Source organism: Pseudomonas sp. GW821-FHT04C07, from assembly GCF_059420325.1.
In genome coordinates, this window is the sequence record NZ_JBWKTM010000021.1 from 52,626 (window position 1) to 79,457 (window position 26,832).

The 26,832-nt window shown below is 60.2% G+C and carries 16 protein-coding genes and 2 pseudogenes; 10 read left to right on the forward strand and 8 right to left on the reverse strand.

From position 1 onward, the window contains the following. Positions 1 to 144 precede the first annotated feature (144 nt). A complete protein-coding gene (mazE, locus tag AC07UI_RS27820) occupies positions 145 to 414 on the forward strand; it encodes a type II toxin-antitoxin system antitoxin MazE (RefSeq protein WP_494995512.1) in 270 nt (89 codons plus the stop codon). Further along, entirely contained in the window at positions 414 to 776 is a 363-nt protein-coding gene (mazF, locus tag AC07UI_RS27825) for a type II toxin-antitoxin system toxin MazF (protein ID WP_494995513.1), read from the forward strand. The genes mazE and mazF overlap by 1 nt, the downstream gene beginning before the upstream one ends. Before the next feature lie 8 nt (positions 777 to 784). On the opposite strand, the gene selO is transcribed toward mazF, so the two are convergent. The 5 genes and pseudogenes from selO to AC07UI_RS27850 all read right to left on the reverse strand — a co-directional run. Next, positions 785 to 2,248, reverse strand: a complete 1,464-nt coding sequence (selO, locus tag AC07UI_RS27830; RefSeq protein ID WP_494995514.1) for a protein adenylyltransferase SelO — start codon at positions 2,246 to 2,248, stop codon at positions 785 to 787. Between the two features lie 58 nt (positions 2,249 to 2,306). Continuing rightward, positions 2,307 to 5,654, reverse strand: coding sequence for a mechanosensitive channel MscK (mscK, locus tag AC07UI_RS27835; protein ID WP_494995515.1), 3,348 nt, complete (start codon positions 5,652 to 5,654; stop codon positions 2,307 to 2,309). A gap of 34 nt (positions 5,655 to 5,688) precedes the next feature. Further along, positions 5,689 to 7,431, reverse strand: a complete 1,743-nt coding sequence (locus tag AC07UI_RS27840) for a potassium/proton antiporter (RefSeq protein ID WP_494995516.1) — start codon at positions 7,429 to 7,431, stop codon at positions 5,689 to 5,691. A gap of 151 nt (positions 7,432 to 7,582) precedes the next feature. Next, complete coding sequence (locus AC07UI_RS27845) at positions 7,583 to 8,455, reverse strand: methyl-accepting chemotaxis protein (RefSeq protein WP_494995528.1); 873 nt, start codon at positions 8,453 to 8,455, stop codon at positions 7,583 to 7,585. Positions 8,456 to 8,485: 30 nt separating this feature from the next. Next, a pseudogene (locus AC07UI_RS27850) lies at positions 8,486 to 9,208 on the reverse strand (MCP four helix bundle domain-containing protein); the annotation flags it as partial. A gap of 276 nt (positions 9,209 to 9,484) precedes the next feature. Here AC07UI_RS27850 and AC07UI_RS27855 point away from each other — a divergent pair. The 4 genes and pseudogenes from AC07UI_RS27855 (at position 9,485) to AC07UI_RS27870 (ending at position 12,063) form a co-directional block, all read left to right on the forward strand. Then, on the forward strand, positions 9,485 to 9,715 hold the full coding sequence (locus tag AC07UI_RS27855) for a hypothetical protein (RefSeq protein WP_494995517.1): 231 nt from the start codon (positions 9,485 to 9,487) through the stop codon (positions 9,713 to 9,715). Then, complete coding sequence (locus AC07UI_RS27860; RefSeq protein WP_494995518.1) at positions 9,712 to 10,014, forward strand: cell division protein ZapA; 303 nt, start codon at positions 9,712 to 9,714, stop codon at positions 10,012 to 10,014. The genes AC07UI_RS27855 and AC07UI_RS27860 overlap by 4 nt, the downstream gene beginning before the upstream one ends. Before the next feature lie 273 nt (positions 10,015 to 10,287). Then, positions 10,288 to 11,199: pseudogene (locus AC07UI_RS27865) on the forward strand (HAMP domain-containing protein); the annotation flags it as partial. A gap of 132 nt (positions 11,200 to 11,331) precedes the next feature. Then, positions 11,332 to 12,063, forward strand: a complete 732-nt coding sequence (locus tag AC07UI_RS27870) for a methyl-accepting chemotaxis protein (RefSeq protein WP_494995529.1) — start codon at positions 11,332 to 11,334, stop codon at positions 12,061 to 12,063. A 43-nt stretch (positions 12,064 to 12,106) separates the two neighbouring features. Here AC07UI_RS27870 and AC07UI_RS27875 read toward each other — a convergent pair whose 3' ends face one another. The 3 genes from AC07UI_RS27875 to AC07UI_RS27885 all read right to left on the reverse strand — a co-directional run bounded on the left by AC07UI_RS27875 (position 12,107) and on the right by AC07UI_RS27885 (position 18,233). Next, a complete protein-coding gene (locus AC07UI_RS27875; protein WP_494995519.1) occupies positions 12,107 to 13,909 on the reverse strand; it encodes an acyl-CoA dehydrogenase in 1,803 nt (600 codons plus the stop codon). Positions 13,910 to 14,057: 148 nt separating this feature from the next. After that, the gene (putA, locus tag AC07UI_RS27880; protein ID WP_494995520.1) at positions 14,058 to 18,011 is read right to left on the reverse strand and encodes a trifunctional transcriptional regulator/proline dehydrogenase/L-glutamate gamma-semialdehyde dehydrogenase; all 3,954 of its coding nucleotides are present in this window, start codon (positions 18,009 to 18,011) and stop codon (positions 14,058 to 14,060) included. A gap of 51 nt (positions 18,012 to 18,062) precedes the next feature. Continuing rightward, the gene (locus AC07UI_RS27885) at positions 18,063 to 18,233 is read right to left on the reverse strand and encodes a hypothetical protein (protein ID WP_494995521.1); all 171 of its coding nucleotides are present in this window, start codon (positions 18,231 to 18,233) and stop codon (positions 18,063 to 18,065) included. 369 nt (positions 18,234 to 18,602) lie between these two features. Between AC07UI_RS27885 and AC07UI_RS27890 the strand changes: the two genes are divergently transcribed. From AC07UI_RS27890 to AC07UI_RS27905, 4 genes are read left to right on the forward strand one after another with little or no spacing between them, the layout of a single operon-like run. Continuing rightward, a complete protein-coding gene (locus AC07UI_RS27890) occupies positions 18,603 to 20,495 on the forward strand; it encodes a type VI secretion system Vgr family protein (RefSeq protein ID WP_494995522.1) in 1,893 nt (630 codons plus the stop codon). Beyond that, entirely contained in the window at positions 20,485 to 21,222 is a 738-nt protein-coding gene (locus AC07UI_RS27895; RefSeq protein WP_494995523.1) for a DUF4123 domain-containing protein, read from the forward strand. The genes AC07UI_RS27890 and AC07UI_RS27895 overlap by 11 nt, the downstream gene beginning before the upstream one ends. After that, positions 21,222 to 26,045: an RHS repeat-associated core domain-containing protein gene (locus AC07UI_RS27900; protein WP_494995524.1), complete on the forward strand. Its 4,824-nt coding sequence runs from the start codon at positions 21,222 to 21,224 to the stop codon at positions 26,043 to 26,045. The genes AC07UI_RS27895 and AC07UI_RS27900 overlap by 1 nt, the downstream gene beginning before the upstream one ends. Next, positions 26,042 to 26,458: a hypothetical protein gene (locus tag AC07UI_RS27905; RefSeq protein ID WP_494995525.1), complete on the forward strand. Its 417-nt coding sequence runs from the start codon at positions 26,042 to 26,044 to the stop codon at positions 26,456 to 26,458. The genes AC07UI_RS27900 and AC07UI_RS27905 overlap by 4 nt, the downstream gene beginning before the upstream one ends. The last annotated feature ends 374 nt before the right edge of the window (positions 26,459 to 26,832 follow it).

The window sequence follows — 26,832 nt, forward strand, 5'->3', positions numbered from 1 at the left end:
TTACGACCTGGATCTAGGCTGGGAACAGCGTTCAATACTTTCAAGTGACTGAGTGAGGAATTCGCTTTGCTCCCATCTGCGTGCTACTTTTGTTGCACTTATCGAGACGTCGATATCAACCTTATTTTGGATCGGAGTCCACTTATGTCCGTGACTTCCAAAATCCGCCGACAAGGCGGTGCTGCGGTGATGACCATCCCGCCGACTTTATTGAAATTGCTGCATCTGGAGGTGGGGGCGCAATTGGAGCTGAATGTAGTCGATGGTGAGTTGATCGCTCGGCCAGTCTTACAGCCAGTGCGCAAGCGCTATACCTTGGCTCAACTGCTAGAGGGTTCCGATGAAATCGCCGAGCTCAACGCTAAAACAGCCTGGGCTCGTGAAGGCGACCCGGTTGGCCGGGAGTTGGGCTGATGGTTCGTCGACAGGCCCCGCAGCGAGGCGATGTTTACTGGATTGATCCGAACCCGGTGGCAGGTCGAGAGATGATGAATCGCCACCGTTTTGTTGTGATAACACCGCGAGAGATCAATGCCTTGGGTGTGAGTATGACTGTCCCGGTGACCAGTGGCGGTAGCTTCAGCCGAAACTCAGGTTTGGCGGTGGTTGTCACCGGGCACGAAACCAATGGCGTAGTGGTGTGTAATCAGGTGCGCAGTTTTGATATCGAACAACGAGTCCGAGAGGGTTCTGCCAAGTTTATCGAACGTCTCGACGATGTGACGATGATGGACATCGTTTCGCGAGTTGTCAGTGCAATTGACCCTCAAGACTGAATCCATTCTCACGACGAACAACTGATCTCCAGATGCTTGCCCCACTCGGGCGGGCGCTCTGCATAGTTTTCCATTCCCGGTTGTTCTTCGAACGGGTTGCTCAGCACCGTATGTAGACGCCGCACCTCTTCGTAATTACCGCTTTCAGCCGCTTCGATAGCTTTTTGCGCCAGATAGTTGCGCAGGATGTAGAGCGGGTTGACCGCGTGCATGCGGCTGCGGCGCCGCGCTTGATCATCGGCACCTTCACGGGCGACGCGGGCTGTATAGCGCTCGGCCCAGGCGTCGAAACCTTTGAGATCGATGAAGTCGTCACGCAGGCGGGCGACGGCCTGTTCGGCGGTCTCATTACCCAGTCGACGGAAGAACAGGTTGTAGTCGATGCCGCTGTTTTGCATCAATTGCAGCAAACCTTCGACGAGCTTCTGATCGTCGTCTTCGGCGCTGGTCAATCCGAGACGGCGGCGCATCAGGTCCAGGTAGTGGGCCTGGTACAGCGGAAAGTACAGGCCAAGGGTTTCGCGCAGGGCCTCGACGCTGATGAACGGCGTCAGGGCTTGCGCCAGCGCGCTGAGGTTCCATTGACCGATGGGCACCTGATTACTGAAGGAGTAGCGGCCCTGATCATCGGAATGGTTGCAGATGAAGTGGGCGTCGAAGTCATCGAGGAAGGCAAAAGGGCCGAAGTCGAAGGTGATCCCGAGGATCGACATGTTGTCGGTGTTCATCACGCCGTGGCAGAAGCCATAGGCCTGCCATTTGGCGATCAGCTCGGCATTGCGCTCGACGATCTCGCGGAACATCGCCAGGTACGGCTCGGGTTGCTCCAGGCACTCAGGAAAATGCATCGCCAACACATGCTCGCCGAGCTGCTTCTGCTGCTCGGGTTTTTTGGTGTAGTAAAAGTATTCGAAATGCCCAAAGCGCACGTGACTTGGCGCCAGGCGCAGCACCATCGCCCCGCGTTCCTGCTTCTCGCGCCAGACGGGCGTATTTGAGCCAATCACACACAGCGCGCGGGTAGTGGGAATACCCAGGGCATGCAGCGCTTCAGAGGCCAGAAACTCGCGGATCGATGAACGCAGCACCGCTCGACCATCGCCCATACGCGAATACGGCGTTTGCCCGGCGCCCTTGAGGTGCAGATCCCAATGCTCGCCGGCGTCGTTGTAGACCTCGCCCAACAGCAGCCCGCGACCGTCCCCCAGTTGTGGGTTGTAGGAGCCGAACTGATGCCCGGAATAGACCATCGCCCGTGGCTCGGCTTCGGCCCAGAGCTTGTGGCCGCTGAACAGCTCGGCGAACACCGGCGTCTCGGCTACCGCCGGGTCGAGGTCGAGCAACTCCATGGCTGCCGCGCTGGCAACCACCAGTCGCGGATTGTCGATAGGCTCGGGCAGTACATCGGTTGAGAACGCGTCGCCCAGGCGGGCAAAGCGATTGTCGAAGGTCAGTTCGTCGAGGGCTTTCAACGGCCATCTCCAGCAGAATGTCCAGGTATTCTGCTGGGGATTGGCGCGTGGCGTCCAGTCAGTCGAGACGCGCCGATGGTGGCTCAGGTGGTGTCTTGCCTTTATCGGGAGGCGTGGCGGGTTTGACAGCATCGGTGGCCAGTAATATCTGTTCCTGGCCCGTCAGGTTTTTCAGGTGCACATCCACCTGACGGAAAGCGATGTTGATGTTGTGCTTTTTGAACTCGCTGTTGATGAACCGGTTGATTTCATCGAGTGCCGGGTTACGGTCGCCAAGGTCACGCACATGAATACGCAGTTCGTGATCCAGGGTGCTTTCACCGAAGTTCAGGAAGAACACCGAGGGCGAAGGGTCCTTCAGCACGCGCGGGTTTTCCATGGCGGCTCTGAGCAGCAGGGTTCGCACCAGCTCCAGATCCGAATCATAGCCCACGCCCAGCTTGAGGGTCACCCGGGTCACGGTGTCGGTCAGCGACCAGTTGATCAGTTGCCCGGTGATGAACGTCTTGTTCGGGACGATGATGTCCTTGCGGTCGAAGTCGGTGATGGTGGTGGCACGGATACGGATTTTGCTCACCGTGCCCGACAGGTTGCCGATGGTGATCGTGTCGCCGATCCGGACCGGGCGCTCGAACAGGATCATGATCCCGGAGATGAAGTTGGCGAAGATCTCCTGCATGCCGAAACCCAGACCCACCGAGAGCGCCGCTACCAGCCATTGCAGTTTGTCCCAGCTCACGCCGAGGGTCGACAGGGTCGAAACAAAACCCACACCGGCAATCACGTAAGTCAGCAGGGTGGTTGTGGCGTAAGCGCTACCCTGGGCCAGGTCGAGCTTGGACAGCACCAGTACTTCCAGCAAGCCTGGCAGGTTTCGCGCCAGCGCCAGAGTGATGCCGATGATGATCAATGCGCCAAGCATGTCGCCGATGCTGATCGGCACCATGCTCATGTTGGCGCCGGTACCGCTGGTGTATTCGTACAGGGTGATGTTGTCCAGGTACGAGAACACCGTGATCAGGTCCTTCCAGACCCAGTACAGTGCAGCGATGAACCCGCCGAGCAAGGCCAGGCGGATCAGTCGCAGGGACTGTTCGTTGACTTTCTCGATGTCCAGTGTTGGCTCTTCGACGATCGCTTCGCCGTCGCCGGCTTCCTTGGCCGCCTGGCGTTTGGTCAGGGCCCGCTGGTAGGCCAGACGCCGCGCCGCGACGGCCAGGCCGCGCACGAAGGTGGCCTCGATCACCAGCCAGAACATCAGCAGGTACAGGGTGTTGATCAACCGGTCGCTGAGTTTCAGTGCGGTGTAGAAGTAGCCAAAACACACAGCAATGAACAAGGCGATCGGCAGCACGGTAAACAGTATGCCGACGGCTTTGCGAATCAGTGAGGCGCTGTTATGTGTCGGGCTGTTGAGCAGCAGGCGGCTGAGCAACCAGGCCATCAAGGCATAGCAGGTCAGCACCACGGCGATGCCGATAACGTCATCCGCCAGGGATGCCGGTTGCAATTCGGCAACCGCCACCACGGCCACCAGCGCCAGTACGACCAGCCCAAGACGGCGGATCCAGCCGCGAAGGAATTCCACCTGAGGTCTTTCCCAGCGGAAATGCAGTTCCGCCACGCCACCCGGCGCCAGGATCCGGTACGCGGTGTAGAACACCAGCCACGCCTGTGCGATCTGCAGCAGAGCGGCGCCGAGGTTGGCGTTTTGCCCGCGGGCGTCGATCTGCAGTGCGAGGCCGCACAGGGCCAGGGCCAGCGATACCGGCATCGCCAACAAGATATTGATCAGAATCGCCTGGGGCGTATGCCACTGGCTGTCGCGTTTGAAATGGCCGATGTCCCGGTGAACCTTGATCAGCCGGGCATAGAGGTACTTGCGTCTCCACAGCAAGGCGCCGATCAGTAACGCCAGCGGCAGGAACAGCAGCGGGCGTTGGGTCAGGCCGTCGGCCAGCTCGCTCAGGCTTGAAGCCCATGGCAGCGTGGTGATCTGTTTATCCAGACGATCAGGCACGGCTCGCATCCATTCGAGGTCCAGTGGCTTGTTGCTGGGAATCCAGAACATCTGTTCGTCAAGGGTCGCGCGCAGATTTTGCGCGGTGCTGAGCAGCTGTTTCTGATTCAGCTGCAGGGTGATGGACTCGTTGAGCACGGCGCTCAGTTCACGGCTCAGCCGTTCCAGCAGATCGGCGCGGGTGATCGCCAGATCGAGCAGGTTCTTGCGCAGCTGTGGTGTGACTTGCTCCGGCGGTTGAGTCGCCAGCAGCGTGTCGACGTAGCTGCTCGGGTTGCCGAGCAGCTCTCGTTGTTGGCTGACTTCGAATTGGTACAAACGTATGTCGGCGATCTGGTCGGCCAGATTGCGGTCGAGCTTGAGGCGCGGCAGGGCCTGTTTTTGTTTGTAGAGAATCTTGGAAAGCAGCAGGCTGCCCCTGAGCACGTTGATCTGCTCGTCCAGGGCCGCATCGCTCTGGGTCACGCTGTCGAGTTGCTGCTTGGTTTGCAGGTTCTGCTGGGTCACTTCGTTGAGGCGGTCGGTGCTTTTGAGCAGGTAGTCGGACAGTTTCAGGTTGGTCGCGCTTTCGGTGGCGAGCAGACTGCTGCTGCCTGATTTTTGCGCTTCGATCGACTGTTGGGTCACCGTCTCCTGGGACTGGGCCAGGCGCTTCTGGTTGATCAGGGTTTGCAGATCCTGGATTTCCTGCTCCATGCGCGCGGTTTTTTCCATCAGCAAGTCGTGCTGACTGTTGCCCAGGTCTTGCAGTTGGCTGTTGCCGGCCAGTTCCTGACGGCGTAACGGGATCAGCCCGTTGAGCGCGGCCAGTTCGGCGTTGAGTTGATTGCGTTGATCGGCGCTCAGTAGCTTGCCGCCATCCTTGCCGAGTTTCAGGATGCCGTTGATTTGCAGGATGCGCGTCTGGCTGTTGCTGATCTCGGCCTGAGCCCGCTCCGGCCGGGTCTGTGCGGTGATGATCAGGCTGTTGGCGTCGGCCAGGGCTTTCTGCAATTCGCCCTGTTGATTGCTGCGTTCGGTCAATAACTGCTCGAGCTGCGGGACTGGCAGGTTGGCATAACGCTGTGCCGCAGGTACCACCTTGGTGGCCTTGAGACGTACCAGTTCGCGTTGGTTTTCGGCGGTCTGGCGTGGCGCCGTATTCAGTTGCTGCTTGAGGTCGGCCAGTTTCTGTTCGTAATCCTGTAGGTTGACCAGTTGGGTCAACGTCTGCTGCAGAATCGTTTGCAGGGCCTTTTGGTCAGCCTCGGGTAGCTTGCGATCAGCAATCTTGTCCAGGCTATGCTGGACCGACTCACTGGTGGGTAGATCAGCCGCTTGCAGCGCGCCGACGGAAAGGCTGAGCCCAAGCAAGATAATGGCGAAACACGTGCGCAGGGTTGACATAGATACCGGTCGAGCTGGATTGAAAGTGGGCAGTTTAGAGGAAGAGTCCGGGTCCCGGGCGACTTCCTTCGGGGAATCTGACGCCCACTTTGGCAATCTTGTTCCCGTCCATGACGGCAACGGTCCAGATGGTGTTGTTCCACTCCACCTGGTCGCCGACTACCGGCGCACCGCCCACTTTCTGGGTAATGAAGCGGCTCAGTGGCATGTCTGGATCGACCCCTTCGAGTTGCAGTCCGTACAGCGTTGAAACCGCCCCCAGTTGGGCGTCGCCTTCCAGAACGAAGTCACCGAAGAAGCGCAAATCGAGGCCGCGTTGCGGTGCCTGACTGAAGAGTTTTCCGAGCGCCGGCAGGTTGTGTTCATGGCCGATAACGCAGAGCAAATCACCGACTTCGAGCACCGTACTACCCGACGGATGGAGCAGTTGCTGACCGCGAAACAGCGCCGCGATACGTGTGCCTTCGGGCATTTTCAGCTCGCGAAGAGCGGCACCGATGCACCATTTCTCTGCGCCAAGACGGTACACGAACAGTTCCCACTCACTGGTGACGTGCACTTCGAGGGCGGCCCGGGAGATCGGCGCGGGTTCTGGTGGAACCATCACCTTCAACAGTTTGGCGACCCACGGCAGGCTGGTGCCTTGCACCAGCAGCGATACCAGCACGATGAAGAACGCGAGATTGAAGTACAGCTGGGCGTTCGGCAGGCCGGCCATCAACGGGAATACCGCCAGAATGATCGGGACCGCGCCACGCAAACCAACCCAAGAGATAAAGGCCTTCTCGCGCCCATGGAAAGCCTTGAACGGTAGCAAGCCGACTATCACCGACAGCGGCCGCGCAAACAGAATCATCCACAGCGCCAGACCGAGGGCGGGCAGGGCAATGGGTAGCAAGTCGTGGGGTGTCACCAGCAGCCCCAGCACCAGGAACATGCCGATTTGCGCCAGCCAGGCCATGCCGTCGAGCATGTGCAGGATGCCGTGGCGGCTGCGTACCGGGCGGTTGCCGATCGCCAGACCGCACAGGTACACCGCGAGGAAGCCGCTGCCGTGCAGAGCGTTGGTCAGGGCGAACACCACCAGACCGCCCGCGATCACCAGAATCGGATACAGGCCGGCGGCCAGGTGGATTCGATTGACCATTTGCAGCATCAGCCAGCCACCGCCCAGACCGATGATGGCGCCGATACCGAACTCACTGATCAGGTGCCCCAGCAGGCTCCAGTGCAGACCGGTTTCGCCGCTGGCGAGCATGTCGATCAGGGTAACGGTGAGAAACACCGCCATCGGGTCGTTGCTGCCAGATTCGATTTCCAGGCTGGCGGTCACCCGTTCGTTCAAGCCTTTGCCGCCCAGCAGCGAGAACACCGCCGCGGCATCGGTGGAGCCGACGATGGCGCCGATCAGCAGGCCCTGGATCAGGTTCAGGTTGAACAGCCAGGCGGCGGCCATGCCGGTCAGCCCGGTGGTGATCAGTACCCCGATCGTGGCCAGCGACAGCGCTGGCCATAGCGCTACGCGGAAACTCGCGACCCGGGTGCGCAACCCGCCGTCGAGCAGGATCACGGCCAGCGCGAGGTTGCCGACCAGATAAGCCGTTGGGTAGTTATCGAAGATGATGCCGCCGCCGTCGACGCCGGCGGCCATGCCCACAGCCAGGATGATCACCAGAATCGGTATGCCAAGGCGGGACGAAAGGGAGCTCACCAGTATGCTCGCACCTACCAGCAACGCGCCGATCAAGAACAGGCTGTTGATGGTCGTCGCATTCAAAGGCAGTACTCCAGAAGCAGGCAGGCGGGCGCAAACTGACCATGCAGTCTGCGTGCCACGATTCTAACCTGTTGAAATGTGATGCTGTCAAAAAAGCTTTTGACGCGAGACGACGATCGATCCCACGCTCTGCGTGGGTACGATCACCTACTTAGAGGCTAAACCGCCCAACCATGTTGCTCAGGTCCAGCGCCAGGCGCGACAGCTCATTGCTCGCAGCACTGGTCTGATTGGCACCGGTGGCTGATTGCACAGACAAGTCGCGAATGTTCACCAGGTTGCGGTCGACTTCACGGGCGACCTGCGCCTGTTCTTCGGCGGCACTGGCGATGACCAGGTTACGTTCGTTGATCTCGGCGATGGCGCTGTTGATGGTGTCCAGCGACAGGCCGGCGCCCTTGGCGATGTTTAGCGTCGATTCGGCGCGCTCGGTACTGTTGCGCATCGAATTGACGGCGTGTTCGGTACCGCTCTGGATGCTGCCGATCATGCGTTCGATTTCGCTGGTGGACTGCTGGGTGCGGTGCGCCAGGGCACGAACTTCATCCGCCACTACGGCGAAACCACGACCGGCCTCACCGGCGCGTGCGGCTTCAATCGCGGCGTTCAGCGCGAGCAAATTGGTCTGGTCGGCGAGGCCGCGAATCACGTCCAGCACTTTGCCGATGTCCCGCGATTCTTCTGCCAGGTTACCGATCAGGTTGGCAGTGCTCTGCACGTCGGCGCTCATGCGTTCGATGGCGCTGACAGTTTCCTGCACCAGATCACGGCCGTCACCGGCAGAGGTTGTGGCGTTTTGCGAAGCTTCGGAAGTACTCACCGCATTACGCGCGACTTCTTCCACGGCGCTGGTCATTTCGTTGACGGCGGTGGCGGCCTGTTCGATTTCATTGTTCTGCTGGGTCAGGCCACGGGCGCTTTCGTCGGTGACGCTGTTCAGCTCTTCTGCCGCTGAGGCAAGTTGTGTGGCCGAACCGGAAATCCGTTGCAGGGTGTCACGCAGTTTTTCCTGCATTTTCGACATGGCCAGCAACAGGCGACCCGCTTCGTCGCTGCCGTCGACCTTGATGGGGCGGGTCAGGTTGCCTTCGGCGATTTCTTCGGCGGCGGTCAGGGCCTTGGCAATAGGCTGAGTGATGCTATTGGTCAGTAACCAGGCAAACAGCAAGGTCAAGCCGGTAGCGATGACCAGCAATGTCACCACCAGATTGAAGGCGGAGGAGTATTGATCGGTGGCCTGCTGATTGGTGTTGACGGTCTGCTGGGTGTTGATTTCGAGCAGGCGGTTCAGCACGGTGTTAATCGCTTCGGAGTTGGTCAGCAATTCGGTGTTCAGCAACGTGCGCAGTTCGTCGACCTGGTTATTACGCGAAAGCGTCTTCATCCGGTCTTCAATCTGACGGTATTGCCCCAGCAACTGCATGTACTGGTCGTAGGCCGCGCGTTCCTGCGGGCTGCTGATGAGCTTTTCATAGACGGATTGGGCGACACGAATCTGCTGGTTACGGGTGTCGAGCAACTCCATGGTCTTTTGCTGGATATCCGGTTCGCGGTTGACCAGCAGACGGTAGGACAGCACTCGCTGACGCAGGCTCAGTTGGGTGAATTCGTCGAGGCTTTTGATGCTCGGCATATTGTTGAGAGTGATGTCTTCAGCGGCTGCGCGGATCTTGCTCATCTGGTTCAAGGCGAACACCCCCAGAATCAACATCAGACTGCCGATCAAGGCAAAGCCGAGGAACGCTCGCGGAGCGATATTCAAATTACGAAGGGACATGATGTTTACCGAATAAAGCGCATTCGCGCGAGGTGCCAAGACTGGATATCTGTGACTTATCGGTCATAAGACTAAAGTCTTGAGCGCCTGCGTATTTTTGCCGCAGGCGAGGCGCTATTACGAAGCGCCAGGAACCAGATGGATGAATCGCAGTCTTTAAAGCTCGCAAGCAAGGTCGTCGCCAGGAAAATCAAGGCGTCCGGCCCGGATAACCCTGGCATCCGTGATGACTTTTCTTTATCGTACGCGCCCTTTGAAAATGCCTGAGAAATCAAAATGTTGGAAGCATCCCTAAGCCAATTGGAACAGCTGGTCAGCGAACTGGTGCAACAGAACCAGGAGCTGCTCGGCACGAACAAAAAACTCAGTGCGGAACTGGCCCAGGCCAAGGATGAAAACGAGAGTCTGCAACTGAGCCTGATGGAGCAGGAAGAAAAGCAGGGCGCCACCGTGGCACGCATTCAAGCCCTGGTTGAGCGCGTCAGCGCGGGTCCTGTCAACGCATGAGAAACGGCGCCGACGGGATAAAAGTCATCTCGATTCTCGGGGAGGACTATTCAATCAAGGCTCCGGCCGGGGAAGAGCAGACCCTGCTGGACGCTGCTTTAATGCTGAAGGCCGCTTTGGCCAGCACCAAGAAAAAATACCCGACTCTGATTGGAGACAAATTGCTGGTGCTGGCGGCGATGAATCTGTGCTCGCAGCAGATCGACATGCAGAAACGGCACAAGCAGGAACTCGACCGTTACCAAGAGCAAGTCAGCGCCACGGTTGAAGTGATTTCACGGACGATCGGCCAGGCCTGATCGGGTTGAGCACAACCAAAGAATAAACTGTCGGACAAACTGTTTTGTAGTTTGTATACAATCGGCATGGCTGTTGCAGTGTTTCAGCCTCTTATTCTTTGGGGGTGCTCCATGCAGTTCTGGCGACGCAGTATTCAATGGCAGTTGATCCTGAGTATGGGCACCGCCCTGCTGGTCAGTATTCTGATCGTGGTTGGCATTTATACCCTGGTGGTCAACCGTCTGGCCCAGAGCTATCTGGTGGAGAAGGCGCTGCCCTCCAGCATCGAAGCGATGCGCAACGACATCGAACGGCTTCTGGTCCAGCCACTGACCGCAGCCAAAGACATCGCCAGCAACAGCATGGTGCGCGAATGGCTGGCCGGGGGTGAAAACGGAGCCCGGACCAACAGCTTCGTCAGCTATCTGGAAGGTATCCGCGCCGAGCACAAAGCCTTTACCGCGCTGATCGCGGGTTCTGCTTCAGGCCACTACTACACCGAAAAAGGTCTTGATCGGACCCTGAGCCGATCCAGTCCGACCGATGCCTGGTTCTATGCCTTTCTGGACAGCAATCAGCCGCGCACCCTGAATATCGACAATGACACCCGCACCGGTGAACTGGCGCTGTTTATCGACCTCAAGGTCGAGATGGCCGGCAAAGTCGTGGGCGTTGCCGGGCTGGGCCTGAGCATGCGCGAGCTCTCTGAGTTGATTCACAACTTTAGCTTCGGTGAGCGCGGCAAGGTCTATCTGGTGCGTTCCGACGGTTTGATTCAGGTGCATCCAGAAGCGCAATTCAGCGGAAAACGTCAGCTGGCCGAGCAGATCGGCAGCCCGGCGGCACAGGCGGTGATGGGGCATCAAGGGCTGACCAGCAGCGTTTTTATCCGTGATGGTGAAGACTTCCTGGCCTTGAGCCTGCCTCTGCGGGACTTGGGCTGGACCCTGGTGGCCGAAGTGCCGCAATCGCAGATCTACGCCCAGGCCAGACAGGCGATGTGGATGACCAGCGCCATTGGCTTGTGTGTGGCCCTGGTCTGCCTGTTATTGGTGGTGTTGCTGGCCCGCGGGCTGGTGCGCCCGATCCGTCAGGTAACAGCGGCATTGGTGGCGATTGGTAGCGGTGGTGGCGATTTGACTCACAGGTTAGATTCCTCTCGAGCCGATGAGCTGGGTGATCTGGCGCGCGGCTTCAATCGTTTTCTCGACAGTCAGCGCGAAATGATCGGTGAAGTGCTGGCCACCAGTGAGCGACTGCGCACAGCGGTCGGGGAGGTCGCGCTGGTGGTGGACAACACCGCCGAACGCTCCGGTCGGCAGCAGGAAATGACCGATATGGTTGCTACCGCCGTGCATGAGATGGGCCTGACCGTGCAGGAAATTGCGCAAAACGCTGGCAATGCCGCGGTCGCCTCGCAAACCGCTCGCGATGAAGCCTTGCAGGCACGGGAAGTGGTCGGTGGTTCGATCCGCCATATCGAAAGTATGTCTGATGAGATCGGGATCGCCGCCGGTGCGGTGGGCGAGTTGGCGACGCAGGTGGCGTCCATCGATCAGGTGTTGGCGGTCATTCGCGGGATCTCCGAGCAGACCAATCTACTGGCCTTGAACGCAGCGATTGAAGCAGCGCGAGCAGGGGATATGGGGCGCGGGTTTGCGGTGGTCGCCGATGAAGTGCGGACTCTGGCGCGTAGAACCCAGTCGTCCACCGACGAAATCCGGCAGATGATTCAACGCCTCAAACAGGGCGCGGAAAATGCGGTGTCGTCGATGCGTTCCGGGCAAGCGGCGACGGGGACTGGCGTCGAATCGAGCCAGCGCACCGGGGCCTCGCTGACGGCGATTACCGGCCAGGTGGAGCGCATCAGCGACATGAACCACCAGGTGGCGACCGCCACCGAAGAGCAGTCGGCGGTGACCGAAGAGATCAACCGCAACGTGCAGGGTATCTCGGATCTGGCCCGCGCCACGGCAAGTGAAGTGCGTGCATGTCGCGAGGATTGCCAGACACTGCAGTGCCTGGCCGATGACCTGGCGCGGCAGATGGGCGGGTTTCGGTTACGGTAGTTGATCGTTCCCACGCTCTGCGTGGGAACGATCGGGCGTCTGCCTAGAACCACTCATCCTGCATGCTCAGGCACGTGTCATCTCGCGCTTCAAGAATCGTCAGCTCATGATGGCAGCCCGGTACTTCCCAGGTCAGGAAGTACCGCGCAGCCTGCAGCTTGCCTTTATAGAAGCTGATATCCGTCGCATTGCCCTGAGCCAATCCTTGCTCCGCGCGGATCGCCTGTTCCAGCCAGCGCCAGCCGATCACGGTGTGGCCGAAGGCTTTGAGGTACAGCGCCGAGTTGGCCAGGCTGCTGTTGACCTTGCCTTGGCCCAAATCAGTCAGCAGGCCGATGGTCACGCTTTGCAAGCGGGCAACCAGCTTCTCGAGGGGCTGACGCAGGGCGTCCAGGGATCCATAGGTCCGGGCTCGCTCGGCGGTGTCGGCGATCAGGCGAATCAGCTGCTTGAGCCCGGCGCCGCCGTTCTGCGCCAGTTTGCGCCCCAGCAGGTCCAGCGACTGGATACCGTGGGTGCCTTCGTGGATAGGGTTCAGGCGGTTGTCGCGGTAGTACTGTTCCACCGGGTACTCGCGGGTGTAGCCGTGGCCACCGAGGATCTGGATCGCCAATTCGTTGGCCTTCAGGCAAAACTCCGACGGCCAGGATTTGACGATCGGGGTCAGCAGGTCCAGCAGCTCGTGGGCTTGTTTGCGTTCGGCTTCGGTCTCAAGGGTCGTGGTGTCGTCAAACAGGCGCGCTGCATACAAGCCAAGGTCGAAAGCGCCTTCGACATAGGCTTTCTGGGTCAGCAGCATGCGTTTGACATCGGCGTGCTGAATGATCGAGACCGGTGCTGTATTCGGATCCTTGCTGTCCGGCAGGCGACCTTGCGGGCGCTCGCGAGCGTACTCCAGCGAGTAGAGATAACCGGCATAACCGAGCATCACCGCGCCCATGCCGACGCCAATCCGTGCTTCGTTCATCATCTGGAACATATAGCTCAGGCCGTGGTGCGGCTTGCCTACCAGATAGCCAACACACTCACCGTTATCGCCGAAGTTCAGCGCGGTGGAGGTGGTGCCACGCCAACCCATCTTGTGAAACAGACCGGCGAGCAGTACGTCGTTGCGCTGGCCTAGACTGCCGTCATCGTTGACCAGGAATTTGGGCACGATGAACAGCGAAATGCCCTTTACCCCCGTCGGCGCATACGGCAGCTTGGCCAGCACCATGTGCACGATGTTTTCCGATAACGAATGATCGCCGCCGGAGATGAAAATCTTGTTGCCCTTGAGCCGGTAAGTGCCATCGGCTGCGGGTTCGGCGCGAGTACGGATGTCCGACAACGACGAGCCTGCATGGGGCTCGGTCAATGCCATGGTGCCGAAGAAACGCCCGTCGATCATCGGTTGCAGGAAGCGTTGCTTTTGCTCATCGGTGCCGAAACTTTCGATCAGGTTCGCCGCGCCCATGGTCAGGAACGGGTAGGCGGTCGACGCTGCGTTGGCCGATTGGAAATGCGCGAAACAAGCTTGCGAAAGCAGAGCTGGCAACTGCATGCCGCCGGCCTCGAAACTGCGCGCGGCGTTGAGGAAGCCGGCTTCGAGGAAGGCATCGACCGCCGGTTTTACCTCTGGAATCAATATTGCCTTGCCGTCTTCATAGCGCGGTTCGTTTTCATCGCCCTTGCGGTTGTGCGGAGCAAAGAACTTCTCGGCAATGCTTCGTGCCGTGCCGATGGCGGCATCGAAGGTCTCACGACTGTGCTCGGCGAACCGCTCACGGCGAGTCAGGCCCTCGGCATCGAGGACTTCGTACAGCTCGAAAGCCAGATTGCGGGAACTGAGCAACGTCTCGGACATGGCGGCCTACCTTTTTTTGGAATAGGCCGAGTCTAGGCGGGTGAATGGGCGGTGAATAGCAAGATTGATGCGGGTGATGGAGGGGAAAAACACAGAGGAGGCATGATCGTTCCCACGCGGGAGCGTGGGAACGATCACCGGGGGAGTGTCAGCCGATAGTCATCAAACTGGCGTTACCACCCGCCGCCGCAGTGTTGACGCTCAGTGCACGCTCGATCACCAGGCGCTCCAGCGCAATGTTGGTTTCGCCTTGGGACAGGCCTTGAACCCCGACGATAGCTCCGGCACGTTTGGCCACTTGCTGGCACACCGCGCGCAGTTGGTCGGAGTCGCCGTGATGCAGGACTGTATCGAGGACCACTTCGTCCTTGCTCCAGTCGGCCACCAGCTGGATGCGCGCTTGCACGTCTTTCGGCAGGCGAATGTAGAGCGCCTTGCTCAGTTCGGTTTCCGGCCATACCGCCGAACTGCCCACCGCCAATACCGCAGCCAGTTGGGTGAGCAGGTCGGCTTCGACTTGCGCCAGGCACAGCACGTGCTCACGCGGCAGGATGGCGTAACTGTTGCGCTCGCCGGTCGGGCCGTTCAGCAGGCGGGTGATGCCGCTTTGCGACTGGGCGGCGAACTGGGTGCAGATGCTGCCCAGCTCTGCTTGCTGGTTGTTGCTGGCCCAGGTTTGCAGGGCCGTCAGCGGTTTGCTCATGGCGTCGCGCAGACGAACATCCGGAGTGCTGAGTGCGTCACCACGAACGAAGGACTGTTCGATAGCGTCGGTAGGACGAGTCGACAGCAAGCGGTACAAGTACAGCGGACCACCGGCTTTAGGGCCGGTACCCGACAGACCTTCACCGCCGAACGGTTGCACACCGACCACGGCGCCGACGATGTTGCGGTTGACGTAGACGTTACCGGCGTTGACGTTGTCGATCACCTTGGCAATGGTTTCGTCGATGCGCGTGTGTACGCCCAGTGTCAGGCCGTAGCCGGAAGCGTTGATCTGCCCGATCAGTTGATCGATCTCTTTACGCTTGTAACGCACCACGTGGAGTACCGGACCGAAGATCTCCCGCTGCAGTTCGTCGAAGCTTTCCAGCTCGATCAACGTCGGCATGACGAAGGTGCCACGTTTGCATTCCTCGCTGTCGGCGATCGCCACCTGGTACACGTTGCGACCTTTGTCGCGCATGCCCTGGATGTGTTTCTCGATGCCGGCCTTGGCTTCGGCGTCGATCACCGGGCCGATGTCCACGGACAGGCGTTCCGGGTTGCCGAGACGGCATTCAGCCATGGCGCCTTTGAGCATTTCGATGACGCGGTCGGCAGAGTCTTCCTGCAAGCACAGCACGCGCAGGGCCGAGCAACGTTGACCGGCGCTGTCGAAGGCCGAGGAAACCACGTCGATGACCACTTGTTCGGTCAGTGCCGAGGAGTCGACGATCATGGCGTTCTGGCCGCCGGTTTCGGCGATCAGCGGGATCGGACGGCCCTGGGCATCCAGACGGCCGGCGACGTTGCGTTGCAGCAAGCGAGCGACTTCGGTGGAACCGGTGAACATCACACCTTTGACCCGATCGTCGCCGACCAGGCGGGCGCCAACGGTTTCGCCCCGGCCCGGCAGCAGTTGCAGTACGCCTTCCGGAATCCCGGCTTCAAGCATCAGACGCACAGCTTGAGCGGCGACCAGCGGCGTTTGTTCGGCCGGTTTGGCCAGTACCGGGTTACCGGCAGCCAGTGCTGCTGCGACTTGACCACTGAAGATCGCCAGCGGGAAGTTCCACGGGCTGATGCACACCACCGGACCCAGTGGGCGGTGGGCATCGTTGGTGAAGTCGTTGCGCGCCTGCACCGCGTAGTAACGCAGGAAGTCCACGGCTTCACGCACTTCGGCGATGGCGTTGGCGAAGGTCTTGCCGGCTTCGCGAGCCAGCAGGCCCATCAGCGGCTGGATCTCGCCTTCCATCAGGTCGGCGGCACGTTCGAGAATCGCGGCGCGTTCGGCCGGCGGGGTAGCCTGCCAGATGGGTGCGGCGTTCAGGGCGCACTGGATGGCATTGTCGACGTCTTCGACTGTGGCTTCCTGCACATGGCCGACCACGTCACGCAGATCGGATGGGTTCAGCACCGCTGCCGGAGTTTCGTTGCTGGATGCGCAACCGAGCATCGGCGCGGCTTTCCAGTGGTTATGCGCGGTGGCCAACAGCGCGCAGGACAGCGACGCCAGACGATGTTCGTTGGCCAGGTCGATGCCACTGGAGTTGGCACGTTCAGAACCGTACAGATCACGCGGCAGCGGGATGCGTGGGTGCGGCAGGCCGAAGCCGCCTTCCAGCGTCGCCATCTGCTCGATGCTGGCCACCGGATCGGCCACCAGCTCCTGAATCGAGATGGATTGGTCGGCAATGCGGTTGACGAACGAAGTGTTCGCGCCGTTTTCCAGCAGGCGACGGACCAGGTAGGCCAGCAGTGTTTCGTGAGTACCGACCGGGGCGTACACACGGCACGGACGGTTCAGCTTGCCATCGGCGACTTTACCTACAACCTGCTCGTACAGCGGTTCGCCCATGCCGTGCAGGCATTGGAACTCGTACTGGCCGGGGTAATAGTTCTGGCCGGCGATATGGTAAATCGCCGACAAGGTATGGGCGTTGTGCGTCGCGAACTGCGGGTAGATGACTTCCGGTACCGAGAGCAGTTTGCGTGCGCAGGCAATGTAGGAAACGTCGGTGTACACCTTGCGGGTATACACCGGATAGCCTTCCAGGCCTTCAACCTGGGCGCGCTTGATTTCGCTGTCCCAGTACGCGCCTTTCACCAGGCGGATCATCAGGCGATGACGGCTGCGACGAGCCAGGTCGATCACGTAGTCGATCACATACGGGCAACGCTTCTGGTAGGCCTGGATCACGAAACCGATGCCGTTCCAGCCGGTCAGTTGCGGCTCGAAGCACAGGCGCTCCAGCAGATCCAGCGACAGCTCGAGGCGGTCGGCTTCCTCGGCGTCGATGTTCAGGCCGATGTCGTACTGCTTGGCCAGCAGGGTCAGCGACAGCAGGCGCGGGTACAACTCGTCCATCACGCGCTCGTACTGGGCGCGGCTGTAACGCGGGTGCAGGGCCGAGAGCTTGATCGAGATGCCCGGGCCTTCATAAATGCCGCGACCGTGAGAGGCCTTGCCGATCGAATGGATGGCCTGCTCGTAGGAGGCGAGGTATTTCTGCGCGTCATGTTCGGTCAGTGCAGCTTCACCGAGCATGTCGTAGGAATAACGGAAGCCCTTGGCTTCGAAGCGGCTGGCGTTGGCCAGGGCTTCGGCGATGGTTTCGCCGGTAACGAACTGTTCGCCCATCAGGCGCATGGCCATGTCGACGCCTTTGCGGATCATCGGTTCGCCGCTCTTGCCGATGATGCGACTCAGGGACGAAGTCAGGCCGGCTTCATTGTGGGTGGCGACCAGTTTGCCGGTCAGCAGCAACCCCCAGGTAGCCGCGTTGACGAACAGCGACGGGCTGTTGCCAAGGTGTGGCTGCCAGTTGCCGGTGCTGATCTTGTCGCGGATCAGCGCGTCACGGGTGCCTTTGTCCGGGATACGCAGCAGGGCTTCGGCCAGGCACATCAGCGCCACACCTTCCTGGGACGACAGGGAGAATTCTTGCAGCAGGCCCTGAACGATGCCGGCACGGCCGCCGGCGCTCTTCTGATTACGCAGTTTCTCGGCGATCGAGGCGGCGAGCTTGTTGGTGGCCTCAGCCATGGCAGCCGGCAGGCGCGCCTGTTCGATCAGCATCGGGACCACTTCAGGTTCCGGGCGGCGGTAAGCGGCGGTGATCGAGGCGCGCAGGACCGATTGCGGCAGGATGCTTTCGGCAAACTCGAGGAAGCACTGATGGGCGTGGTCCGCCTGGACATCACCCGCCTCGTCAGCGTCTTTGCCAGTCAAACCGTTCAGCTCGGTCAGGGTTGCACCACCCTCGAGTTTTTCCAGGTAATTGAAAATTGCCTGCTTGATCAGCCAGTGCGGTGTGCGATCAATCGAGGTCGCGGCGGCTTTGAGGCGTTCGCGGGTAGGGTCATCGAGTTTGACCCCGAGGGTGGTGGTAGCCATATTTTTATCCTCATGTTTGCCACAACTGCGTGACATCAGCTGGCGGCAAGATTAGCCGTGCACGGAGAGAGGTGCAACCGGGTGCAACCCTTTTTTGTCGGAAAAAACAGGCGGCTCGTCAGGAAATAAATTTCGGCAGTGAAATGCCGCGCCTGCTTGGTGCTTTTGCTGCTGGGCAATCAGGTTCTTGCTCCGAAAAGGAGCAAAAAACAGACGTGCCAACTGAAATTCCGGCTGGGTGTAACTTATTGTGGCAAAGCAGGTTGCACCTTATTTTCTTTTTTGAATGGCGTCTGTGCCAAAGGTGCAACCTTCAGCGTGATGGTTCATCGGCTGATGGCTTTACTGGGGAATCGCCAGTCATAAATGCGCGGCAACCGGAATCGTCTATCCACCCAGATGGATGCAGACGGTCCGATAGTTCGCTGCTAAATAAAAACAAAGCCATGCACATTGCGTAGCCATAGCTCCTCATCAATGACGGAGCAATTCCTGATAAATGTAGGGTAAATCTGATTTCCGTGCCCTCCCGTCAATGTCCGTTCGTGCTCATGCAGAATCGCCCGTCTTCACTCTGCAGAGAGACATCGGATGTTCGCTTCTGCCAATCAACCGCGTTTCACCTTGACCCTCGACGGCGTCCAGAGTGAGCTCAAGGTGCTTGAGTTCACCGGCAAGGAAGCCATCAGCCAGCCCTATCGTTTTGACCTGGAACTGGTCAGCGAGCGTTCGGACCTTGACCTAGAAAACCTCCTGCATCGGCAAGCGTTCCTCAGTTTCGACGCGCAGAACAATGGCATTCACGGGCAGATTTATCGCGTGGCCCAAGGCGACTCCGGCAAGCGGCTGACCCGTTATCAAATCAGCCTGGTGCCGCAACTGGCGTATCTCGCTCAGCGCATCAACCAGCGAATCTTTCAGCATCGAACGGTGCCGGCGATCATCGCTCAAGTGCTCAAGGATCATGGTATCCAGCGCGATGCTTTCGAGTTCCGGCTCGGCAGCCAATACGCCGAGCGCGAGTATTGCGTGCAGTACGCCGAAAGCGATCTGGCGTTCATTCAGCGGCTCTGCTCCGGGGTCGGTATCCACTATCACTTCCAGCACAGCCCCGATGGTCATCGCCTGATCTTCGGCGATGATCAAACCGTATTCCCCAAACTGCCATGGCCAACCGTCTACCTGCCGGGCAGCGGGATGGTCGCCGAAGAGCCGGCGATCAAGCGCTTCAGTGTGCGCCTGGAAACCCGCACCACAGGCGTGACCCGTCGCGATTACGACTTCAAAAAACCGCATCTGCTGCTGGAAAGTGCGGTTGCTGGCGAGCAGCGACCGGCGCTGGAAGACTATGACTATCCAGGTCATTTTGCTGACCGCACCGATGGCAAACACCTGGCTCAGCGAGCTCTGGAGCGCCACCGCGCGGACTATTGCCAGGCCGAGGGCGGCAGTGATCAATCAGCGTTGATCAGCGGGCATTTTCTGGAAATCGTCGAACATCCGCGTTCGGCGTGGAACGACCTGTGGTTGCTGACTGAAGTCGAGCATCAGGGCAAGCAGCCTCAGGTGCTGGAAGAGTCGGTGATCAGCGACTCTTCGGACGGATTTTCCCAGGGTTATCGCAACACCTTTCTGGCCACGCCCTGGGATGTGCTGTTCCGTCCGCCATTGGGTGCACCCAAGCCGCGCATGCTCGGCTATCAACATGCCGTGGTCACAGGTCAGGGTGACAGCGAAATCCATTGCGATCAGTACGGTCGGGTCAAGGTTCAATTTCAGTGGGACCGCGACGCAAAACTCAACGAACATTCCAGTTGCTGGCTACGGGTGGCCACCGGCTGGGCTCACGACAGTTATGGCAGTGTGCTGATCCCGCGGGTTGGCATGGAAGTGCTGGTGGGTTTCGTTGACGCCGATGCCGACAAGCCCCTGGTAATGGGCTGCCTGCCAAATGCCGCCAACCCGCTGCCACTCGATCTGCCGGCCGACAAGACCCGGAGCATTTTTCGTAGTCACAGCAGCCCCGGTGGCGGTGGCTACAACGAGCTGCGCATTGAGGACCGCAAGGGTGCCGAGGAAATCTACCTGCGTGCCCAGCGCGACTGGAACCAGCACGTGCTGCACGACCAAACGGTGCAAGTGGATAACGATCGCAGCGTCGTCGTCAAAGGCACCTCCAGCATCCGGGTGCGCAACCAATCGCTCAAGGCCAGTGAGCAGGTTCACGTCCTTGCCCTGGGGCAAGTGGTCATCGACGGCGGTGTCAGCGCGACGATTCAGGCTGGCGGGCACTGGATCAACATCAATGCCGGCGGGATATTCAGCAGCGTACCTATTCAGGTCGGCGGCGCCCCGCAGTTGACTGCGGCACCGACACTGATCCCGCCAGCACCGTTGAGCTCTGCACAGATTTTCAGCCTGAAAAGCGACGCGCCGTTCTGCGAAGAATGCGAGCGCTGCAAGGAAGGTGTCTGTGATGTCTGAGCACCTTGCACCTCAAGCCTGGCTCGAGCGCCAACCATTGCAGTCGTCAGAGCAGCTGTTCGTGATTCTTGGCAACGCCAGTGATGCCCAGCCGCTCAAGACCTTCCAGCAGTCGGGCGCAATGCAGACGGCCAGCCCGATCTGGGTCGACACCGCCTATGCCGAATGGGACAGGGTGATGCCCTATGTCGGGATCGTTGCCTCAGATAGCGAATTCCTCGACTGGGTCGCCAGCACCGACGCCACTGATTGGGGCTGGCTGGCAGTTTCTTCGGCCAGCCAGGAGGCGTTGGTCGAGCACCTGCGCAGCTTGACCAAGGTGCTGTTGCCCAATGGCAAGCAGGTGTTTTTTCGCTTCTGGGACGGGCGCCATCTGCTGCCGATTCTTCAGGCTCCTGAAGTTGATGCGAGCGAGCTGCTGCCACTGTTCACGCGATGCCTGATCAATGGCCAAAGCCTTGAGATTGGCGCCAGTGCCGTGAAGACAGCCAAGGACTGCCCCTGGTGGGAGGTTCCTCTGTCGTTGCTTGATCGCCTCGCCGCGAAGGACGCCGTAACCCAGACCAACAACTTGCTGACCTGGCTGAGCGAGGCCCGCCCGGAGCTGCACGGTGCTTATTCAGAAAGCGTTTTGAGACACAAGGTCGCGGCCTTCGTTGCCCGCTCAGAGCTACCTCGCATGTCGAAAGAAGCACTGGCTGACCACCTGATCTCGGAGCAAGGCTGATGGATCACATTGCTCACATCGAAGCGCAACTCGACAGCTTCCAGGACACCCTCAGTCTTTATCGCCAACAGCTCCGCAGCTGGTTTGCCAGGACGCTGGACAAGGGCAGTCGCGCCGCCGATCTGCCATCGCTGCTGGACATGGAGCGAGTGATCAAGTTCGGCTCCACCAGCACTTCGGTCAGTCAGAGCGACGACGATTTCATCTCCAGCGTCGCCCAATGTCCCACCAGCAGGATTCTGGAAATCGAGAGCAGGTTCGAGTCGGTCTATGACATCCCGCTCGGGAATATTCAGGTCGAGGTGATTCCGGCCGCCGGTGGTCCCGGCAAGACCATCACCCTGGATGCTCAGGGCAAGGCGCAGTTCAAGGGCGAGGCCGGCAAGTTCTATCGGGTCCGGGTTCAAAGTGCAGTGACCCCGTCGCAAGTCGATGAGCTGTTCGCTGCCTACGACGGGCTGACTCGGGATCTGGAAGGCTGGCTGCGCAGCGAGTGGCAGGGGTTTAAACCGCAGTGGTCGCAGCAGTCGGCTCGAGCGGCGGGCAACGGCATGCTCGCCGGGAGTTGGGCGGCGATCGAGGGGGTGTGGGACGGCATCGGCCTGATCAGTGACATGCTCAAGAACCCGGGGGCTCACCTCGAACGCCTGGGCAGTAGCGCGCAGCAACTGGTCAAGTCGGCGCAGGACGCACCGCAAGTGATGGAAAAAGCCATGCTGCTGGCCAGCGACGAAGCGGCACTGTGCCTGTTGCTGCGCACCGCGAGTATCTGGCTGGACGCCTTGCCGCCGAGTTTGATTGCCGGGACGACGGCCGAGGCCATTGCCACGGTCGTGGTCGAGATCCTGATCGATCTATTGATTGGCCTCGTGCTGACTGTTGTCGGTTCAGGCATTGGTGTCGGCCCTGGCGTCGGCATCGCCTACCTGACACTGCGGCTGACGAAACATGGCACGCAGATCCTCAAGGCTGGCCTGGGCTTCATCGAGGCCATGTTCAACATCATCGACAGCTTTATGGGCTATGTCGACCGCTACAAAAAGGTCGCCGCCCGGGGCCTGGCTGGCCGGCAGAAACAGGGCGTATTACAGATGCGCTGGGGCGCGCGCAGTAATGCCACGCTGAAGAAACACGAACCTCATGACGACGCCCCCAAACAGGCGAAAAACCCCAACGGCGACAGCGCCGACACCGCCAGCCAAACCGCCACCCGCGGCTGCCCGGTGTCGATGGTCACCGGCGAAGAACTGCTGAGCCTCACCGACGCTGAACTGGACGGGGTGCTGCCGTTCAGCTGGACCCGGCTGTACCGCAGCAGCGCGGTGGAGCTCGATGGCGGGCTGGGGTGGGGCTGGAGTCATTCGCTGGCGCAGCGGCTGGAGATCAGTGGCGATTCGGTGATCTGGATCGACCAGGAGAACCGCCGCACCACCTTTCCGCTGCCCAGTGCCGAACGCCCGGCGATTCACAACAGCCTGGCGCGGGCGGCGATTTACCTCGGCGAGGCTCCCGAGGAACTGATCCTCGCCCAAGCCGGCGATGCGGCGCGGTTTTATCACTTTCGCGCGGGTCGGCTGAGCGCCATCAGCGATGCCTACGGCAACCGCCTGCAGATCGCCCGCGACCGTCAGCAACGCATCCAGCGCCTCGACAACGGTGCCGGCCGCGCCCTGCGCCTGCGCTACGAGCGCGCGCAGATCATCGCCGTCGACTACCAGAGCTTGCACCCGGCCGACACCCTCGAAGACGCCTGGCGCACCGAGCAGACCCTGGTCCGCTACCGCTACGACGAACGCCAGCGGCTGGTCGAGGCGAGCAACGCCGCCGGGGACAGCGAGCGCTACGACTACGACGATCAGCAGGTCATCCTGCAGCGGCAACTGGCCGGGGGCGCGAGCTTCTTCTGGGAGTGGGAACGCGCGGGCAAAGCCGCGCGCTGCATCCGGCACTGGGCGAGTTTTGCGCAGATGGACCAGCGCTACGTCTGGGACGAGCAGGGCGGGGTCAGCGTCCGGCATGCCGACGGCCGCGCAGAGCTTTACGTCCATGACCCGCAGGCGCGGCTGCTGCGCCAGGTCGAGGCGGACGGCGCCGAGCACCTTAAGGCCTACGACGACCAGGGCCGGCTGACCGCCGAACAGGACCCGCTCGGCGCCGTCACCGAATACCGCTATGACGAGGCCGGGCGCCTGATCGCGGTGCTGCCCGCCGAGGATGAGCCGACGGCGTATGAGTACCGCAACGGTCACCTCCACCGCCGCCAGCGCGGTCAGGCGCAGTGGACCTATCGACGCAATGCCCAGGGCGATCTCACCGAACAGATCGATCCCGACGGCCAGGTCACCCATTACCACTACGACGCCAAAGGTCAGTTAACCGGCATCCGTTATCCGGACCATAGCCTCCACACTTTGGGTTGGAACGGGCTTGGCCAGCTGATCGAAGAACAACTGCCGAACGGCGGCCAACGCCGCTATGCCTACGACACGTTGGGCCGGCAGATCCGCCGCCAGGACGAACACGGCGCCGTCACCCAGTACCAGTGGGACGCCGTCGGCCGGCTGCTGCAGACCACCTTGCCCGGCGGCGCGAGCCGTGCCTTCAGCTACAACGCCTACGGCAAGGTCACCGCCGAACGCGATGAACTGGGCCGCCTCACCCGCTACGAATACGCCGACGACCTGCACCTGGTCAGCCGCCGGATCAACCCCGATGGCAGCCAGCTGCGCTACCGCTACGACCACGCGCGGCTGCTGCTCAGCGAAATCGAAAACGAAGCCGGCGAACGCTACCGGCTCGAATACGCCGCCAACGGCCTGATCCGGGAGGAGACCGGCTTCGATGGCCGGCGCACCGCCTACGCCTACGACCTCAACGGGCAGCTGCTGGAGAAGACCGAGTTTGGTGACGACGGCTCAACGCTGGTCACCGGGTACCAACGCGATGCTCACGGCCGGCTGACCCGCAAGACCCTGCCCGACGGCAACACCGTCGACTACCGCTACGACGCGCTGGGCCGCCTGGTCAGCGTCGCGGACCGCGACACCGACTGGCCGCTGGAATTCGAATACGACCGGCACGACCGGCTGATCACCGAGCACCAGGGCTGGGGCACCCTGCGTTATCGCTACGACGCCTGCGGTCGGCTCGAGCAGCTGCGCCTGCCGGACCACAGCACCCTCGACTACCACCACGGCCAGGGCGGGGCGCTGAGCGCCATCGACCTCAACGGCGCCCGGCTGACTACGCACGTCTTTGACGCCGGTCGCGAACAACAGCGCCAGCAAGGCCAACTGCTCAGCCAGTACCAGTACGACGAGCAGGGCCGCCTGCAGGCCCACGCCCTCAGCCAGCAACAACAGTCGCGGTACCACCGGCATTACCGCTACGCCGCCAACGGCAACCTGGCCCTCCTCAGCGACAGCCGCCACGGCCAACGTCGCTACCACTACGATCTGCGAGACCGGCTGCTCGGCGTGCGCCATCCCCACGGCGAGCCCCCGGAACACTTCAGCCACGACCCGGCCGGCAACCTGCTGATGCAGGACCGCCCCGGCCCGGCCCGCATCCAGGGCAACCGCCTGCGGATGCACGGCGACCGCCATTACGACTACGACGCCTATGGCAACCTGATCCGCGAACGCCGCGGCAAGGCCCAATGCCTCGACAGCGAATACCGCTACGACTGCCAGCACCGGCTGATCGGCATGACCCGGCCCGACGGCCGTGGCGCCAGCTACCGCTACGACGCCTTCGGCCGGCGCATCGCGAAAACCGTCGACGGGCAGAGCACCGAATTCTTCTGGCAAGGTGACCAGCTGATCGCCGAACGCGGCAGCAGCCACTACCGCAGCTACGTCTACGAACCCGGCAGCTGCCGCCCGCTGGCGCTGCTCGACGGCGAAGGCCCACGGAATGCCTGCCCGTTCTACTACCAACTCGACCACCTCGGCACCCCGCAGGAACTCACCGCCTACAGCGGCGAAATCGTCTGGTCGGCGCAATACCACGCCTACGGCAAACTCGCCCGGCTCAAGCAAGACAGCGAAGAACAGCTTGAGCAACCGCTGCGCTTCCAGGGCCAATACTGCGACGCCGAGAGCGGCCTGCACTACAACCGCCATCGCTACTACACTCCGGACAACGGCCGCTACCTGACCCCGGACCCGAGCAAACTGGCCGGTGGGCTGAACGCCTACCAATACACCCCGAACCCGACGGGCTGGGTGGACCCGTTGGGGTTGAATACCTGCCCGGGCGGGGACGGGTGCAAGCCGGCGACGGGGGTGGAAGACCCGGCGGCGAAGGCGCGGGTGGATGAGGGTGAGCCGCCGCTGCCGAAGATGAATGCTGATAAGCGGCGGGCGAGGATAGAAGTTCTTAAAGAGGAAGTGGCCAAGCGTTGGGTTGGACGGCTGGAAGAAAAGTACGATATGCATACGATCGGTAAGCATAGTGTTGAGGTCCCAGATGCCGTCATTCGGCAGCGTGCGATAGACGGTACGGATCCCATAACTAAAATTCCTCATAAAGAAAAAAGAGGGAACTTGAGCTCGCAATATAAAAGCTGGAATTTACATATGCATACGTTAAATGATGATATGACAAGAGTCGTTCGAGGGCTTCCGCAGTTTACCGGAAAAGATGTCAATGGATATTGGGTGGTCCGTAGGGAGAATGAAAGTGTTGGACGAGGTTACAAGCCGAATAAAAAAGACAAAGAAAACCCTCTTTTTATCGAAGATATGCATGGTTCAGAAACAAAGTTTAGTAAAGGACGAATTCAAAAGCCTTTCACATCGCATCCGGTGATAATTAAATGATTAAGGATCCAGTTTTAGATATGCCATATGCGCCTACGGTGAGGGAAATTATCGGTGATTTTGATATCTATGATCGGGAGCATACTCTTGGTCTAGAACTCGAAAAGTACAACGTTAATATTTCTGCTGATAGAAGAGTACTCACGAAAAAATATATCGTAGAGAGCTACGATTATTTGAGTTATAGGCATAAATTTTTACTGGTTGCTGTCCTTGAGGCTGCACTGCAAGACGAATCATATGATTTTCAGGCATTGCTAGAGCATGACTGCGAAAGCACCAACCGATTTCCGGATTACTGGGATGTGATGGAAAATCCCCGAGCATTTTTTGAAGATATTTACAGTGTGCTGAGTGATGAGTGGAAAGACGAATTGCTAAAAGCCAGCCTCGAAGATCAGTCGACTTGGTGAGCAGAATGATGGAAAGGAGAGTGGCGTGAACGGTGCCTGCTACCTGAGCTGATTGAAACGGTTGACTTTTGGATCGTTCCCACGCAGAGCGTGGGAACGATCATAATCGGTGTACATATCCGTTGCTGCGGTCACGGCGACTTATGGTTTCGCTCTTACAGCGAGTCCCTTTTGGCAAACGCCCCAAAAGGAACCAAAAAGTCTTGCCCCAAGCGTTCGGCCCCTCGCCAAGGCTCGGCGTTCCCTCGCTACGGTGTCCATCAGGGGGCATCGCCCTCCGGTCGGCTTCGCTTCGACTGTAGTGGTCTAATTTCCCCGGACACCTCGATAAGTGGAAAATGCATCTATCGAGGAGTTTTTCATGACCGACAAAC

Bases quoted from the DNA above. Each gene is read 5' to 3' on its own strand.
- mazE (WP_494995512.1), top strand. From the start codon at position 145: ATGTCCGTGACTTCCAAAATCCGCCGACAAGGCGGTGCTGCGGTGATG.
- mazF (WP_494995513.1), top strand. From the start codon at position 414: ATGGTTCGTCGACAGGCCCCGCAGCGAGGCGATGTTTACTGGATTGAT.
- mscK (WP_494995515.1), bottom strand. From the start codon at position 5,654: ATGTCAACCCTGCGCACGTGTTTCGCCATTATCTTGCTTGGGCTCAGC.
- AC07UI_RS27845 (WP_494995528.1), bottom strand. From the start codon at position 8,455: ATGTCGAAAATGCAGGAAAAACTGCGTGACACCCTGCAACGGATTTCC.
- AC07UI_RS27855 (WP_494995517.1), top strand. From the start codon at position 9,485: ATGTTGGAAGCATCCCTAAGCCAATTGGAACAGCTGGTCAGCGAACTG.
- AC07UI_RS27860 (WP_494995518.1), top strand. From the start codon at position 9,712: ATGAGAAACGGCGCCGACGGGATAAAAGTCATCTCGATTCTCGGGGAG.
- AC07UI_RS27870 (WP_494995529.1), top strand. From the start codon at position 11,332: ATGGTTGCTACCGCCGTGCATGAGATGGGCCTGACCGTGCAGGAAATT.
- AC07UI_RS27875 (WP_494995519.1), bottom strand. From the start codon at position 13,909: ATGTCCGAGACGTTGCTCAGTTCCCGCAATCTGGCTTTCGAGCTGTAC.
- putA (WP_494995520.1), bottom strand. From the start codon at position 18,011: ATGGCTACCACCACCCTCGGGGTCAAACTCGATGACCCTACCCGCGAA.
- AC07UI_RS27890 (WP_494995522.1), top strand. From the start codon at position 18,603: ATGTTCGCTTCTGCCAATCAACCGCGTTTCACCTTGACCCTCGACGGC.
- AC07UI_RS27900 (WP_494995524.1), top strand. From the start codon at position 21,222: ATGGATCACATTGCTCACATCGAAGCGCAACTCGACAGCTTCCAGGAC.
- AC07UI_RS27905 (WP_494995525.1), top strand. From the start codon at position 26,042: ATGATTAAGGATCCAGTTTTAGATATGCCATATGCGCCTACGGTGAGG.